This is a genomic window from Piscirickettsia litoralis, assembly GCF_001720395.1.
GTDB lineage: Bacteria > Pseudomonadota > Gammaproteobacteria > Piscirickettsiales > Piscirickettsiaceae > Piscirickettsia > Piscirickettsia litoralis.
On record NZ_MDTU01000001.1, the window covers coordinates 1,564,816 to 1,580,479 of the forward strand.

The following is a 15,664-nucleotide window of genomic DNA, read 5'->3' on the forward strand; positions in this document are numbered from 1 at the left end:
TAAAGCTATTGCTCTGCCCATTATGCGGTCAGTCTTTTATTAAACTTGCCATCATTCTCTACTGCGTTTATTTAGGCATGGGCAGCCTTGCTATCACTCTTACAGTTCACTCTTTATATGCTAACGTGACCCAATATATTAGCTTTTTAATCTTAAGCTACTTTCTTATTTCATTGGCTTTAATCGATTATTATTACCGCTACCTTCCTGATACACTAACTCTGCCTTTAATTTGGCTTGGACTCGTTGTCAACCTATACCCCCCTTCTAGTTACAGCTCAATTACACTAGCGATACTAGGGGCTATAGCTGGTTATCTTAGCCTAAAACTCATTAACTTATTATTTTACTTAGTTCGTAAAAAGCACGGCTTAGGTGGTGGCGACATCAAACTCTTCGCAGCACTAGGAGCTTGGTTTGGACTAAACTCACTACCTTATTTATTATTTATCGCTTGCTTATTAGGGCTAGGTGCAGCCTTAATCAGCTCACTTTATCAGCATAAAAAAATTAACAGTATTGCGTTTGGCCCTTACCTAGGCCTCGCTGCGATAGGCTACTACCTCGCTCATTTTGCATAAACTTCTCCTAATTTGCACCTTGTGTCATAATTTAATAAAAATCTTAGGGTAAGTTTAATGTATATCGGCCTTTCAGGCGGCATCGGCTCAGGAAAAACCACAGTCACCGCCTGCTTTGCAAAACGTAACATCGACATTTATGATGCCGATGAAATGGCACGTCTTGCCGTCGCTCCCGGGCAACCTGCACTCACCGAGATTATTCAACACTTCGGCCACGAGGTGATTAATGAGCAGGGCACGCTCAACCGCCAAAAGCTACGCGATATTATTTTTTATGCGCCCGAGGAAAAACTCTGGTTAGAAAACTTACTTCACCCCATTATTCGCGACAAGATGTTCGACGCTGCCAAAGCCTCAACTTCACCTTACTGTTTATTTGTCGTGCCACTACTTTTTGAAACTAAAATAAAATACCCGGTCAATCGCATTTTAATTATTGATACTTCTTTAGAGCTACAATTAGAGCGCACCCAAAAACGTGATGGTCTCAGCCGCCAACAGGCAAAAAATATTATTGACCAGCAAGTTTCTCGTCGTTATCGTCGTCATCATGCCGATGATATTATCGAAAATAATGGCGATCTTAACGAATTAGATCAACAAGTCGAAAAATTACACGAATATTACCTGAAACTGAGTCAGAGTTAAGAATTTCGTGCTAATGTTGAAGTGCATGGAAGAAAAAAGGAAGACACCATGGCACAAGACATCATCTTCTATGATCACCCACTCACCGAACGGATTCGCATCCTGTTACGTTCCCATTATTTATTGCATCAATCCAAACAATGCCTACACCGACAAGATAGCTGGGGTAGCTTTTATACCTTGCAAACCTTAGCTGAATTATTACTTTTATTAGAAAGACATGATGTCAGACTTGAATTACAAAAAGAGTACGAGCGCATCAACACACAATTACGTCGTCTAAAAGGCCACGAAGAGGTCGATAGTTCAGCTCTCGATCACATGCTCAGCCAACTCGAACACCAACTCAATAGTCTTGGCAAGCACCGTGAAAAATTTGGTTATAACCTACAGCAACATTACTTATTACAAGGCTTAAAGCATAAGCAACAAGCGCGTATTTGTAACTCTTTTGAGCTGCCGATTTTACATCAATGGCTTCATCAAGATTATTCTCAACGTGAGAGTGATCTGCAGCATTGGCTTGGTGAGCTCGAACCACTTGATCAAAATATCAGCTTTCTTATGCAACTGTTTCGTGATTGCTTTCATACTGAAGTCGTCAGCTTAGAACAAGGTCATCACCAGCGCACCTTAGACCCTCAACGCTATTATCCACTCATCCGTCTCGGCATTCCAGCCGATCAAATTGCCTTTCCTGAAATTAGTGCAAACCGTCATTGCATCAATGTTCGCCTATTAGTCAGCTGCCAAGGTGAAAAACCTCTTGCACTCAAGCAGACAGTTGACGTATTTTTTATGCAATGTGGTTTATAAGCAATTAAAGGTAATTCAAAATGATGCTAATCCGTCCATGCCCAACCTGCCAACAAGAGGTCAATATCAAAAGTGCACCGGCCAGACCCTTCTGCTCTGAGCGCTGTCGCCTGATTGATTTGGGAGCTTGGGCCGAAGAAACTTATAAAATACCAACAAGCCCCACTGAAGCCACACCTTTTCAAGCACCTTCATCAGTAACAAATACAGATTCTGACTATTAATAATCAATAAAGGCCATTTACAATGCAGATCACACTTCCTCGCCGTTCTTTGTACCGTCACTACAAAGAAACCAGCTTTCAACTCCATCAACGTTTATTAAAAAAAATTTCCACAGGACACTCTACAAAAAATCGCCAAACGCTTTAAGATGATTGATGGTGATAAAGTCACCGCTAAAAAACCTGCGCATGAAGATTTACTCATCGACCACTGCCTTTATCACCATAAAATTGACGGCAAAGGCTTCATGGAAGGTTTACTAAAAGACCCTCGTTGCAAATGGACTATCGAAGAGCTAGAACTTTTGCATATCATGAAAGATAGCCAACTCGGCTTATACGCTGTCGATAGCATTCTTTCACGTGATGAGGCACTCATTAGCGACTTAAAATCAGGTGAAACTATTTGCATCACCGACCGTAAACTTACAGGAATGGATTTATCCGTTCGCACCCTGATTATTACCAGACTCTACCCGCTCAATGAATTTAACCTCACCTGCGGCTCGATCATCCCATTATTTGGCCAAGAGAGCATCCAAGCAGAACGGCTTTACCAACTCTCAGCCAATTTTTCGTATGATATTTTAAAATTGCTTGCACTGGAAGAAAACCTCAATGATATTGTAAAAGCCCAGCAAGTTTCTGACATAGACGCCATTGCTTAGCTCAATATTTTTCTTTCGATAAACGCCTGTTTGGGCTTGGGCAGAGCTTATACATCACCCAAGCAGGCCCAATAAGCAAAAAGAAGATATCCTTAAAAAAAGAGGGTTTCTGACCTTCATAAATATGGCCGATAAACTGTCCCACCCATGCGAGAATAAAAACCACAATCGACGTTTCCCACACCGGGATACTAGAATAATGCTGATATAAAGCAATCAAACTTAGCATCACCATAGAAAATACAAACATAGCAATGGCGAGTCTCACTGATAACCAGGCATAAAAAGCTAACGATAAAACCACGAATACACTGGCAAGATTAGCATAAACCACATGAGTAAAACCCACCGGCCATAATATTCCAAGCAAGCTCAACGCAATCAGCGGCACACAAATATAGTGGATTTTTTTATTGACGGGGTGCTTATGACTCAAAGCATACTCTGCAAACCACAGATCCATATTCCTTATCACCATCTTTGTTATCCTTGATCAAAACAATCTGATTAAAAATAGTTCCATAGCCATAATGGCACAAAATGATCTCGCTATGAAAATACATTTTATTCAATCAAATCCACATATAAAACGCAATTAAATCTAGCAAACTAAAGCGCTTTGCCCTACAGTAAAAACAAAAATAATTTTCATAACATATTGAATTAAGGGTTTTAAAATTTTATGTTCTATAGCGGAAGCTGCCTGTGTGAAGCGGTAAAATTCACTCTCAATGAACAGCCTGTTATGATGGGAAATTGTCACTGCAGAGATTGCCAAAGATGGACAGGCTGCGCTTATGAGCCAGCAATGGCCTTCCCAAAAACCAGCCTGAAACTTCATGGCGTGATTAGATTCCATGATAAAATATCAGACCAAGGCAATACAGTCAGCCGCGGTTTTTTGTCCAGAATGCGGTGGCGCAGTAATGAACAAAAGCACAGGTTTTAATCATTTAGTCATTATCTACGCAGGCGTGCTCAATAACCCAAATTTATATACCCCAACATTAGATTTCTATACAGACAGCGCACAAAACTGGAGTTGCATGTTAAGCGATACAAAAAAATTCCCAAAACAAATATCAAAAAATGGCTAAAAAACGATCAAAAATTCTGATTGAAAAAAAATAATCAATCAATTAAAATAAACTATCCTTGCTATGCTAATTATCTTCTAGGCTATACTCAAGACTCAAAGCACTCTTCATTGATAGAAGGATAAGCCATGCAAAGACAAAAACGCGACCCTGACTCTCGCGCATATCAACGTGGTTACCGTGCAGGACTTCTTGGCCAATCTCAAGAAGTATGCCCTTTTCATGCAGATAATAAACGTGGCCATTGGCTTACTGGCTGGCGCGAAGGGCACGATCGTCATAAACTGGGTTTTGAAGAAATCGCCAGCAGCGATTACCTCAGCTAAAAAAAGCCCAGACATGGGCTTTTAAAATTAAAATACAAAACAACCGAAAAATAATTGACTATTGGCTTAAGATGCCCTTTGAGAAAAGGGTACGATATTCTCACTTGTTTCAAATTGTTCACCAAGCTCTCGGCCCTTTGTTTCTACCCCAAATATAGACGTCACAACAAAGCCTAATACACAAAGAGCTGCAATAGTTCCAACGGTAATCCCCAAACCAAAGGCTTGAACACAAATCGGCAAGAAAAATACCCCTAAAGTTGCTCCAAGCTTACCTGAGGCTGAGGCAAAACCATGACCTGATGCACGAATTTCCGTTGGGAACAACTCAGCGGGCAGCATATAAGTGGTTGGATTTGGCCCTGCATTGACAGTTAAGTAAAAGAGGATAAAGCCGGTGAATAATAAAGGCAGGTGCATCGTTGTTGCTTCACCTGAGCTTGCCAAAATCCCAAGACCGACCGCCATACCCAAAAAACCAAATTTTTGTAAGCGCAAACGTCCCCAACGCTCGATGACGAGCATGGCAATAAAAACACCGATTAACAAGAAACAATCGAGAATAATAGCATTTTGTGTTGATGCAATATCTTGCAAAATAAAGTTTGCCGTCGGTGAAGAAGCAAATTGGGAGAAGATCATCGGCGTGTAAAAGCCTAAACCATATAGAGCCACGTCCATGATAAACCAAGATGCCGCCGTTAATATCGTGATTTTTATGTATTTTTTTCTGAAAAGCTCACGATAGCCTAGCTGAGCTGCTTTCGCTTGCTTCTTCTCTTGACGCATTTTTAGCCATTTCTCACTTTCTGGTAAACCGCGACGCAAAACAAATAAAATAACCGCTGGAATCAGCCCTAAAGCGAGCATGACACGCCACGCATTATCAGACGGGTAAAAGTTTAGGATAATGACACCTAAGACCGCCCCAAAAAGCGCACCAAAAGCCTGAAAAGCAAAACCCGCCGTCATAAAACGTCCGCGCAAGTGCTTAGGCATACTCTCAGCAATATAAGTTGAAGAGAGCGGATATTCACCACCAATCGCAATGCCCAATAGAAACCGGAAAACGATAAGTGAGGTCACTCCCCAAGACGCTGAGGATAAAACAGTAAAGACAACAAAAATAGAAATGTTAATTAGCAATAACTTACGTCGACCTAAAATATCAGTCAACCGCCCTAATACCATTGCTCCAACAATCGCACCTAGTGTTGTCGATGCGCCGATCATACCAATAACAACAGCACTCGGTTGATAAACATGAATAATCAATGGCAAAGCCACTGCAATCATAAATAAATCAAATCCATTTACAAATAGCCCCATGGAGCCCATCAACCAGCGATACCAATAACTATCACGGCTTAATCGATTGTTTAACTGCGTACTGGGAATATCTGACATGTTTAATCTCTAATTAATAACACCATAAACTGAGGATTCTAGCAAAGGAATGTTACAAAATGATGACAAATTTATAGATATCACAATGAGAAATTATAGTTATTTAAAAACAATAAATTAAAAAAATCATTGCTAATAAATTTTACTTAAAATACCTTTTATCTTCATCATGATGATCCAGCTATCAGCTAAAAATGCTAAATAAAAAATTAGCTTTTCTGTTAACGCCTTGCACGAAATCTTAAACAATGTGTTTTCGTCTCTATCTAGCAAAACATTTAAAGATAATGGTATAAAAATCCTCCCACCAATAAAACTACAAACACAACTTTTTGATTTTAAACATATAAAAAACGACCACAAAAGTGGTCGTTTTAATATTGCAAATAAAGCAAAAGTGAGTTCAGTTAAACATGGTCAACTTTATCAACTTCATATTCAACAACACCACCAGGCACATCGACCTGAACAGAGTCTCCTTCCTCTTTACCGATTAAAGCTCGTGCAATCGGCGAGGTTACAGATAATTTATTTTCTTTCAAATCAGCTTCATCTTCGCCAACAATTTGATAACGTACAGCCTCATCGGTCTCCACATTAATCAAACTCACCGTCGCACCAAAAATCACACGCCCTGTGTGTGGTAATTCTTTAATATCGATCACCTGAGCATTAGACAGTTTGCCTTCCACTTCAAGAATACGACCTTCAATAAAAGCCTGACGCTCACGTGCAGCATGATACTCAGCATTTTCCTTTAAATCACCCAACTCACGCGCATCAGCAATAGCACGGATAACATTAGGACGATCTGTGCCCTTTAACTGATCAAGTTCACGCTGCAATAAACCTGCGCCGTTTTTTGTCATTGGAATTTTATTATTCATCTATATTCTCCATACTCTCTGCTAAATAACATCAGCAGGTTTATATTCTGTTTGATTAAACTCTAAATTGAATTCTTTATCTCAAGTACATCCGACATAGTATATAGGCCTGCATTTTTTTGTCGGCTTAACCACTTGGCTGCGTGCAAAGCACCTTTGGCAAAACAGTCTCGGCTCGATGCTTTATGCGCTAACTCAATACGTTCGCCAGCCAAGCCAAATAAGATGGTGTGTTCACCAAAGATATCACCCGCTCGCACAGTTGAAAAGCCAATTTCCTGATGCGTTCTCATGCCCGTATTGCCTTCACGCCCGTAGACTGCACAATCATCTAAAGAGAGGCCCAATTCATTAGCAATTGTTTCGCCCAAGACCTTAGCGGTTCCTGAAGGCGCATCAACTTTATTGCGATGATGCGCTTCAATCACTTCTATATCCGCCTCTTGGCCAATTGCAGCCGTCGTTTGTCGCAGCAAATCAAGCAACACCTGAATCCCTAAACTCATATTCGCCGCCCACAACAAAGGCAGCTTTTTAGCGGCAAGTTGCAACTTCTCCATTTGCTCACCCGTTAAGCCTGTCGAGCCTGTTACTACAGCAACATTCGCCTGAACATAACGCTCAAGGTGAGAAACCAGCGCCTTTGCTGGAGTAAAGTCAATCACTATGTCAGCCTGGCTGAGTGCTTGATCCAGTGAAGAAGTCAAAGGAACACCTATGCATGCGCCTCCTGCAATTTCCCCCATATCTTGACCAAGCAACGGGCTCGTCTCCGTACCAATTGCTGCGACAAGATCAAGGCTTTCGTCTTTGCTCTCACGTAAACAATGAGTGATTGCGCGCCCCATGCGTCCCGAGGCCCCTACTAAAACCAAGTGCTTTTTCATAGAAGTTACATGTCCTCAAAGAACTTCTTAACACCCGACAGCCAGGATGAACTTTTAGGTGAATGATTACGTCCTGTGCTCATACTATCACCCAGCTCTTGCAATAAATCTTTTTGCTTATCATTCAGCTTAACAGGAGTTTCCACCACCACAGTACACATTAAATCACCAACAGCACCACCACGTACGGGTTTAACACCCTTGCCTTTTAATCGGAAAGTTTTGCCCGTTTGTGTTTCTGCAGGAATACGCAACTTGACTCGACCATCAAGCGTTGGCACATCAAGCTCTCCGCCTAAGGCCGCTGTGACAAAATTAATCGGTATTTCACAAGATAAATTTTGGCCGTCACGCTTAAATATTTTGTGTGATTTAATGGTGACTTGTACATAGAGATCACCTGCAGGGCCACCGTGTACACCTGCTTCACCTTCGCCATTTAAGCGAATACGATCCCCTTCGTCCACACCGGCAGGCACTTGGACAGATAATGTTTTATTTTTCTGCACACGACCTTGACCAGAACACGAACCACACGGATCACTAATCGTTGTTCCAGCACCATGGCACGCTGGGCAGGTTTGCTGTACAGAGAAAAAGCCTTGCTGCATCCGCACCTGACCATGACCACCACAGGTTGAGCAGGTTGTTGGCTTAGAACCTGAGCGTGCTCCTGAGCCATTACAGCGCTCACAGCTAACAAAGGTTGGTACTTTAATCTGAACCGTGGTGCCTTTTACTGCATCTTCCAAAGAGAGTTCTAGGTGATAACGCAAGTCAGAGCCTTGCTGCGCCGAAGAACGCTGACCACCACGCGCACGACCACCACCACCGGCCCCACCGAAAATATCGCCAAAGATATCGCCAAAGATATCTTCAAAGCCACCGGCACCACCTGCACCGCCGCCAAAGCCGCCCGCTTGCGGATCGACACCGGCATGACCGAATTGATCATAAGCCGCTCGCTTTTGGCTATCACTTAGGATTTCATAGGCTTCTTTAGCTTCTTTAAACTTCGCTTCGGTTGCAGTATCTCCTGGATTACGATCCGGGTGATATTTCATTGCCAAGCGACGATACGCTTTTTTTAGCTCAGCATCACTGGCATTGCGGGCAACTCCTAGAACTTCATAATAATCGCGCTGACTCATCATGCACCTTCATATTCTCTGACAGACAAAGCGCGGCGAGCCGCGCTTTTGTTTTATTGTTGTTCAAACGGTAAAAAACGAAGCTTATTTTTTGTCTTTTACTTCTTCGAACTCAGCATCAACGACATCATCATCTTTTTTATCGTCTTCTGCTTTAGACTCAGTTTGCTCAGCGCCTGCTGCGCCCTCTGTGGCATCAACTTCTGGACCTTGGTTTGCGTAGAGTACTTCGGCCATCTTCGCAGAGGCTTGTGTCAATGCTTCAACTTTTGCATCAATCGCTGCTTTATCATCGCCACCGACGACTTCTTTTAACTCAGCAATTGCTTTTTCAATGGCTGTTTTATCTTCCGCTGAAACTTTATCACCGGCTTCTTTCAAGCCTTTTTCAGTCGCATGAATCATCGCTTCCGCATTATTACGTGTACCAACGAGTTCTTGGAATTTCTTATCATCATCAGCGTGATCTTCAGCATCTTTGATCATTGCATCCACTTCATCATCAGACAAACCGCTCGATGCACGAATCACAATCGATTGCTCTTTACCGGTGCCCTTGTCTTTTGCTGAAACATTCAAGATACCATTGGCATCGATATCAAACGTCACTTCAACCTGTGGCATCCCGCGTGGTGCTGGTGGGATATCAGCCAAATCAAAACGGCCGAGTGATTTATTCGCTGTTGCCACTTCACGTTCACCTTGAAGGACGTGAACCGTCACTGCGGTTTGATTATCTTGTGCTGTTGAGAAAGTTTGCGATGCTTTGGTTGGGATCGTCGTGTTTTTCTCGATGAGTTTCGTCATCACACCCCCCATCGTCTCAATACCTAAAGATAATGGCGTAACATCTAATAACAGGACATCTTTGACATCACCGGCCAAAACACCGCCTTGAATCGCCGCACCGACAGCCACCGCTTCATCAGGGTTCACATCACGGCGCGGCTCTTTACCGAAGTAATCTTTAACCACTTCTTGCACTTTAGGCATACGTGTTTGACCACCGACCAAGATCACATCTGTCACATCGCTGACAGAAAGGCCGGCATCTTTCAATGCCGTACGACATGGCTCAATCGTACCTTCAACAAGATCTTCAACCAAAGATTCAAATTTTGCACGGGTAACACGAATGTTCATGTGCTTAGGACCCGTTGCATCTGCTGTGATATAAGGCAAATTCACATCTGTTTGCTGAGTAGAAGAAAGCTCGATTTTTGCTTTTTCGGCCGCCTCTTTCAAGCGCTGCAGTGCTAAAGGATCATTATTTAGATCTATACCTTGTTCTTTCTTGAATTCATCAACCAAGTAGCTGATTAAACGCAAGTCAAAGTCTTCACCACCCAAGTGAGTGTCACCATTCGTCGCTAAGACTTCAAATTGATGCTCACCATCAACTTCAGCGATTTCAATGATAGAGATATCAAACGTACCACCACCTAAGTCATATACAGCGATAACGCCATCACCACGTTTTTTGTCCATACCATAAGCGAGCGCTGCTGCTGTTGGCTCGTTGATGATACGTTTTACATCCAAACCTGCGATACGACCAGCATCTTTCGTCGCTTGACGCTGCGCATCGTTAAAGTAAGCAGGAACAGTAATCACTGCTTCTTTAACGTCTTCACCTAGATAATCTTCTGCCGTTTTCTTCATTTTTGCTAAAACTTGTGCAGAAATCTGTGGCGGCGCTAGCTTTTCCTCTTTAACATCAATCCACGCATCACCATTATCAGCCGCTGCGATTTTATACGGAAGACGCTCGATATCACGTTGAACCGTATCATCAGAAAACTTGCGACCGATCAAACGCTTAACAGCAAATAAAGTGTTATTCGGATTCGTCACCGCTTGGCGCTTGGCCGGTTGCCCAACAGTCACACCATCATCAGTGTAAGCGACGATGGATGGGGTGGTGCGATCACCTTCTGCACTTTCAACAACACGCGGTTTTTCACCATCAAGAACAGCAACACATGAGTTGGTTGTTCCTAAATCAATACCAATAATCTTAGACATTAAACTTCTCCTAAACGATCAAATTCTTTACTTTAAAACTAAAAACCAAACAACTTTAAAACTAAAAATTCTTAACTGTTTTTAAGATGAGGACGATAGCAGCCTGTTTCAAGCGCTTTCATCGACTTTTTTTTCAGGTTGTGCTTTTGCAACAATCACCCGTGCCGGACGCAATAAGCGCTCATTCAACAAATAGCCCTTTTGCATCACTGCAACGATCGAATTTGGTGCCGCTTTCGGATCTTCGATCATGCTCATCGCTTCATGCAATTCTGGATTGAAGGCTTCACCAACAGGATCAATCGCTTTGACATTAAACTTCTCTAAGCGATCATTGAGCATTTTCAGTGTTAATTCAACACCTTGGTGCATGGTGTTAAAGGCTTCACCTTCACCCTTCGCCTCTAAAGCACGCTCTAGAGTATCAACAACATCGAGCAATTCACGCGAGAACTTTTCTAAAGCAAATTGACGCGCTTGCACCGCTTCACGCTCAGCACGACGGCGAACATTCTCAGCTTCCGCTTTAGTGCGTAAGGCCGTATCCCAGTGACCTTTCACTTTAGTTTCTGCTTCTGCCAATGCTGTTTCTAACTCAGCAATACGATTTTCCAATGTGTTTTCCTCTGTTGCAACTACATTAGGGCCTTGATCAACCGAGATATTTTCTTCTGCCATATCAACTTGTTCTACCTTCTCATCTTGAATCGGTGCTTTCTCAGTCATGCAAACCCCTTTAAACCTTCTTAAAGTGAAATAAAATTGTATAGCCCACTATATAAGGACGCTGTAATTAAACTTCAAGGGTTGAATTAAAAATCTAACTCTAGCGCTGTTTGACAACATCACGCATAATTAGTGCAAATAAGAAGGAGAGTCAGCCGTGTTCTTTAAACGTATTGCGCTACTAGGTACTCACACTAATCCACAAGTCGCTGACACCCTCAATCAGCTCATCACTTGGCTTAGCCAATACAAACGTGAGCTGGTACTAGAGCAGCAAACTGCAACGTTTATTAAAAATACGACCCTCGCCAATCACCAGTTAGAAGCGCTCCATGAACACTGTGAAGTCGCCATCGTCGTCGGCGGTGATGGCAACCTCTTAGCCGCCGCTCGCCACTTTTCTATCCATAATATCCCACTTATTGGCATCAATCGTGGCTCGCTCGGCTTTCTCACCGATATCACGCCACAAAACCTCACCGATGAGTTATTACCCGTTTTAGAAAAGAAATATACCGAAGAAAAACGCTTTTTGCTCGAAGGCACACTGCGCCACCAAGTAGGTGAAAGTCGTGGCAGTAACGCCTTGAATGATATAGTTTTAAGCCCGGGTGATCTCGCACGCATGATCGAATTTGAAGTCTTTATCGACAGTCATTTTGTCTGCAACCAACGTGCTGATGGTTTAATCATCTCAACACCTACAGGCTCTACAGCGTATGCCCTCTCCGGCGGTGGCCCAATCTTACACCCAAGCATGCAATCCATCGCTCTGGTCCCCATGTTTCCGCATAATCTAACCAGTCGTCCCTTAGTTGTCCCCGATAGCAGCCATATCGTCATCAAACTAGCACCACATCTAAAAACCTATCCAACAGTAAGCTTCGACAGCCAGTTACACTTTGAAGTCCAACCCGGCGATGAAATCCACATCCAAAAGCAAACCGGGCGTTTGCGTCTACTCCATCCCAAGCATTATGATTACTATGCAGTGTTACGCAGCAAGCTGAACTGGGAACAACAGCTTTATTAAGCCCAAGAACCGCAAACATTACTTTTTAATCAAAAAAATCAATAAATTACAAAACTAGAAAATAAAAATCAAAACACTAGATATTCAAGATATAATTTATGCTCACACAACTGTCTTTACGCCATTTCGCCACCATAGAAACCGCTGAAATCAATCTCCATCAAGGTTTAACTGTTTTAACCGGGGAAACCGGTGCAGGTAAATCCATTTTGATGAATGCAACACACCTGCTCCTTGGTGGCCGCGCCAATACTCACTTTATCCGCACCGGCGCTAAACGTGCAGAAATTCAAGCCACCCTTAAACTTACTCCGAATTCTAATGCTCAAGCCTGGCTGGAGCAGCAAGAATTAGAGTTAGAGATAAATTCAGAAAATGGTGATCGTGATCAAGAATGCATCATTCGTCGCACCCTCTCTAGCGATGGCCGCTCTCAAGCCTATATCAATGGTCGGCGTATCAGCCTACAAAACCTACAAAATTTTGCCCAGCACTGCTTTCAAATTCAAGGCCAGCATGAAGCCTACAGCTTAAAAGCTGAAGCTAAACAACGTGAACTTCTCGATGCTTACGGCAATCATGCTAAATTACTAGACCAGGTTAAATCTAGTTATAGCGCCTATAAAACCATTCGCGAGCAACTGCAAACCACTCAAAAATTGCACGATGCTGAGCAAGCCGAATTTGCCCTGCTCGAGTACCAAGTCGCCGAGCTAGAAGAGCTAAATCTTGCCGATGATGAAGTCGAGCAATTAAACCACGAACACAAAACACTACACCAACATGAAAATCTCAAAACAGAGTGTTATCAAAGCCTAGAAAGCTTAAATGGTGACCGCAGCCTAATCAGCCAACTCGAATCTCTAGAATCGCGCCTAGACTATCTTGGTGAACATCACTCTAAAGGTAAAGAAGTCTGTGAATACATCAAGCAAGCTCATATTCACCTGACTGAAGCCAATAGCGAATTACAACAATTAAGCAGCCATTTTGAACCGGATGAAGAGCGCTTGCAAGAAATAGAAAAGCGCCTAGACAAAATTCATACTACTGCCAGAAAGCATAAAGTCGAAGCCCATGAGCTTTATGAAACATGGCAGGTGCTACAGGCTAAATTTCAACAAAGCCATGACCGTCAAAGCGAGTTAGGGCAACTCAAAAAAGAACTCGCCAAACAAGAAAAAAACTATCAACAAGCAGCAACACAACTTTCTCAGTCTCGAGAAAAATCAGCGCTTACGCTTGGCCAGAAAATCACCAAACTCATCCGCACCCTTGGCTTATCGCATGCTATTTTCAGCATAAGCATCAATCGTGAATCCAACATGATCAGCGAACACGGCCAAGATAAAATCACTATGCTTATCCAAACCAACCCAGGGCTTAATAAAGGCCCTTTACACAACATTGCCTCAGGGGGCGAGCTCTCACGCATTGCTCTGGCTTTACAAGTTGTTTGCGCCGAGAAAATGCAACCGGCAACACTTATTTTCGATGAGGCTGATACCGGTATTAGCGGCTCAACTGCCGAGGTCGTCGGCCAATTATTACGCACACTGGGCGAACATTGTCAGATTCTTTGTATCACTCACCTACCGCAAGTCGCCGCTCTCGGCCATCAACATATTAAAGTTAGCAAAAAAACACTGAAACAAACCACAACTACTGCATTTAAAGTTCTAAACCAACAACAGCGCATTCAAGAACTGGCCCGTATCTTAGGAGGAGTCCAGATTACTGAAACGACCCTAGCTCATGCTAAAGAGTTAATCTGTGCTTAGCCATTGAATTATAAAACGATAAATTAAAGGCAAATAGAAGAGTTTTACACATGGAAAAAATCTACAGTTGCTTTGATATAATCACGATTAACCTTTACAAGAGTTTGCTTGAAAGTGAAAATATCCCTTGCATCATTCGCAATGAATTTCCACCTGCCGCCGGTGAAGTCCCTGCTGCACAGGCTTATCCTGAGCTTTGGCTAATCAATTCAGAAGATAAAATTCAAGCAAAAAAATTATCAATCAATATCAACACGCTCAAACCACGAATAATAACCAAAGCTGGCAATGTTCAAATTGCCAAGAGATGATCAGTGCTGAATTTAATCAATGCTGGCAGTGTGGCAATCTCAAAAAAATATAACCCCCTCAAAATAAAAACCGCACTAAATCAAATGATTACAGGTGCGGTTTTTTAATAATTCTAGGGCTAGCGTATACTGTAACTCGTCTTATGACTTTAGCTTTTTAGACTGATTTTTCTGGCACTGCTTTTTATCCTGACAGGTACCATAAATAATCATGACGTGATCGGTCATATTAAAGCCTAGCTTATCGGCCGCTTCTTGCTGCTTTTGTTCGATAATTTCATCATGAAATTCTTTGACGGCACCGCATAAAGTACACACCATATGGTCATGATGTTCGCCACGATTCAACTCAAAGACGGAGTGATCGCCCTCGAAGTTATGGCGATTGATTAAACCCACTTCTTCAAACTGAGTCAGCACACGATAGACAGTCGCAAGACCGACATCATCACCAGAACTTAGCAACATGCGGTAAACATCTTCTGCACTGACATGGCGCTGCTGAGCTTTTTCTAAAATTTGCAGTATTTTTAAGCGCGGTAACGTAACACGTAAGCCCGCTTTTTTTAAGTCTTGTTGAGACAAGGGTCACCTCTAACTATTTTAAGGACTTACCAAATTAGTGATTCTTCGGTATGATAACATCTACATAGTTTAAATATGAATGTTTAATGATGCAAATTAAAAATATTAGCAAATACTTACTTGTTGTTGCTGCGGTTTCTCTGCTCTGTGCATGCAGTAATTTCCCCTGGCAAGCGAAAGTTGAACAAGGCCATTTAGTCACAGCAAAACAGCTAAAACAACTTAAGGTCGGTATGACCCAAACTCAGGTGACTTACCTCCTTGGTGCACCAGACCTCAAGGATCCATTCCATAAAGGGCGTTGGGACTATGTTTATACCGATAGCTACTCTAAAACACCGGCTAAACGCCTCACCCTCTTATTTACTGGGGATCGCCTAACGCAAATTTATGGCAATTACCCTGGATTAAAAACACCGCCAAAATAAGTTTTAAAACTTATCTAATTGAATTTTTTAATAAAAAGCCAGCAGTCATTGCACTGTTGGCTTTTCAGCTTTTCTTAATA

General features: G+C 42.4%; 20 protein-coding genes. 12 read left to right on the forward strand and 8 right to left on the reverse strand.

The features are described 5' to 3' along the window. Positions 1-8 precede the first annotated feature (8 nt). The 5 genes from BGC07_RS07725 (at position 9) to BGC07_RS07745 (ending at position 2,940) form a co-directional block, all read left to right on the forward strand. Positions 9-581, forward strand: a complete 573-nt coding sequence (locus BGC07_RS07725) for a prepilin peptidase (RefSeq protein WP_235603024.1) — start codon at positions 9-11, stop codon at positions 579-581. Positions 582-638: 57 nt separating this feature from the next. Continuing rightward, the gene (gene coaE / locus BGC07_RS07730; RefSeq protein WP_069312631.1) at positions 639-1,232 is read left to right on the forward strand and encodes a dephospho-CoA kinase; all 594 of its coding nucleotides are present in this window, start codon (positions 639-641) and stop codon (positions 1,230-1,232) included. A gap of 48 nt (positions 1,233-1,280) precedes the next feature. After that, positions 1,281-2,048, forward strand: a complete 768-nt coding sequence (zapD, locus tag BGC07_RS07735) for a cell division protein ZapD (RefSeq protein WP_069312632.1) — start codon at positions 1,281-1,283, stop codon at positions 2,046-2,048. A 20-nt stretch (positions 2,049-2,068) separates the two neighbouring features. Further along, a complete protein-coding gene (locus tag BGC07_RS07740; RefSeq protein WP_069312633.1) occupies positions 2,069-2,272 on the forward strand; it encodes a DNA gyrase inhibitor YacG in 204 nt (67 codons plus the stop codon). Between the two features lie 149 nt (positions 2,273-2,421). Then, the gene (locus BGC07_RS07745; RefSeq protein WP_235603025.1) at positions 2,422-2,940 is read left to right on the forward strand and encodes a hypothetical protein; all 519 of its coding nucleotides are present in this window, start codon (positions 2,422-2,424) and stop codon (positions 2,938-2,940) included. Position 2,941: 1 nt separating this feature from the next. Here the strand turns inward: BGC07_RS07745 and BGC07_RS07750 are convergent, their stop codons facing one another. Continuing rightward, positions 2,942-3,418, reverse strand: a complete 477-nt coding sequence (locus BGC07_RS07750) for an Mpo1 family 2-hydroxy fatty acid dioxygenase (protein WP_139121651.1) — start codon at positions 3,416-3,418, stop codon at positions 2,942-2,944. Between the two features lie 204 nt (positions 3,419-3,622). On the opposite strand from BGC07_RS07750, the gene BGC07_RS23860 reads away from it, so the two are divergent. The 3 genes from BGC07_RS23860 (at position 3,623) to rmf (ending at position 4,363) form a co-directional block, all read left to right on the forward strand. Then, on the forward strand, positions 3,623-3,889 hold the full coding sequence (locus BGC07_RS23860) for a GFA family protein (protein ID WP_077216809.1): 267 nt from the start codon (positions 3,623-3,625) through the stop codon (positions 3,887-3,889). After that, positions 3,798-4,037 carry a GFA family protein gene (locus BGC07_RS19390; protein WP_077216810.1) on the forward strand — a complete coding sequence of 80 codons (240 nt, stop codon included), beginning with the start codon at positions 3,798-3,800 and terminating at the stop codon, positions 4,035-4,037. The genes BGC07_RS23860 and BGC07_RS19390 overlap by 92 nt, the downstream gene beginning before the upstream one ends. 128 nt (positions 4,038-4,165) lie before the next feature. Next, positions 4,166-4,363, forward strand: a complete 198-nt coding sequence (gene rmf / locus BGC07_RS07760) for a ribosome modulation factor (protein ID WP_069312634.1) — start codon at positions 4,166-4,168, stop codon at positions 4,361-4,363. Between the two features lie 66 nt (positions 4,364-4,429). Here the strand turns inward: rmf and BGC07_RS07765 are convergent, their stop codons facing one another. The 6 genes from BGC07_RS07765 to grpE form a co-directional block, all read right to left on the reverse strand. Continuing rightward, positions 4,430-5,770: an MFS transporter gene (locus tag BGC07_RS07765; RefSeq protein ID WP_069312635.1), complete on the reverse strand. Its 1,341-nt coding sequence runs from the start codon at positions 5,768-5,770 to the stop codon at positions 4,430-4,432. A gap of 407 nt (positions 5,771-6,177) precedes the next feature. Next, positions 6,178-6,657 carry a transcription elongation factor GreA gene (gene greA / locus BGC07_RS07770; RefSeq protein WP_069312636.1) on the reverse strand — a complete coding sequence of 160 codons (480 nt, stop codon included), beginning with the start codon at positions 6,655-6,657 and terminating at the stop codon, positions 6,178-6,180. Between the two features lie 62 nt (positions 6,658-6,719). Further along, a complete protein-coding gene (dapB, locus tag BGC07_RS07775) occupies positions 6,720-7,544 on the reverse strand; it encodes a 4-hydroxy-tetrahydrodipicolinate reductase (protein WP_069312637.1) in 825 nt (274 codons plus the stop codon). A 5-nt stretch (positions 7,545-7,549) separates the two neighbouring features. Beyond that, entirely contained in the window at positions 7,550-8,695 is a 1,146-nt protein-coding gene (dnaJ, locus tag BGC07_RS07780; protein ID WP_069312638.1) for a molecular chaperone DnaJ, read from the reverse strand. Positions 8,696-8,779: 84 nt separating this feature from the next. Then, positions 8,780-10,720 (reverse strand): molecular chaperone DnaK, encoded by a 1,941-nt coding sequence (dnaK, locus tag BGC07_RS07785; RefSeq protein ID WP_069312639.1) that lies wholly within the window; start codon positions 10,718-10,720, stop codon positions 8,780-8,782. A 108-nt stretch (positions 10,721-10,828) separates the two neighbouring features. Continuing rightward, positions 10,829-11,446 carry a nucleotide exchange factor GrpE gene (gene grpE, locus BGC07_RS07790; RefSeq protein WP_069312640.1) on the reverse strand — a complete coding sequence of 206 codons (618 nt, stop codon included), beginning with the start codon at positions 11,444-11,446 and terminating at the stop codon, positions 10,829-10,831. 157 nt (positions 11,447-11,603) lie between these two features. Between grpE and BGC07_RS07795 the strand changes: the two genes are divergently transcribed. The 3 genes from BGC07_RS07795 (at position 11,604) to BGC07_RS07805 (ending at position 14,571) form a co-directional block, all read left to right on the forward strand. Beyond that, positions 11,604-12,479 carry an NAD(+) kinase gene (locus BGC07_RS07795; protein ID WP_069312641.1) on the forward strand — a complete coding sequence of 292 codons (876 nt, stop codon included), beginning with the start codon at positions 11,604-11,606 and terminating at the stop codon, positions 12,477-12,479. Between the two features lie 98 nt (positions 12,480-12,577). Then, positions 12,578-14,260, forward strand: coding sequence for a DNA repair protein RecN (gene recN, locus BGC07_RS07800; RefSeq protein ID WP_069312642.1), 1,683 nt, complete (start codon positions 12,578-12,580; stop codon positions 14,258-14,260). 50 nt (positions 14,261-14,310) lie between these two features. Beyond that, the gene (locus tag BGC07_RS07805) at positions 14,311-14,571 is read left to right on the forward strand and encodes a putative signal transducing protein (RefSeq protein WP_069312643.1); all 261 of its coding nucleotides are present in this window, start codon (positions 14,311-14,313) and stop codon (positions 14,569-14,571) included. A gap of 141 nt (positions 14,572-14,712) precedes the next feature. Here the strand turns inward: BGC07_RS07805 and fur are convergent, their stop codons facing one another. Continuing rightward, on the reverse strand, positions 14,713-15,156 hold the full coding sequence (fur, locus tag BGC07_RS07810) for a ferric iron uptake transcriptional regulator (protein ID WP_069312644.1): 444 nt from the start codon (positions 15,154-15,156) through the stop codon (positions 14,713-14,715). Positions 15,157-15,242: 86 nt separating this feature from the next. On the opposite strand from fur, the gene BGC07_RS07815 reads away from it, so the two are divergent. Beyond that, a complete protein-coding gene (locus BGC07_RS07815) occupies positions 15,243-15,584 on the forward strand; it encodes an outer membrane protein assembly factor BamE (protein ID WP_069312645.1) in 342 nt (113 codons plus the stop codon). Positions 15,585-15,664: the final 80 nt, after the last annotated feature.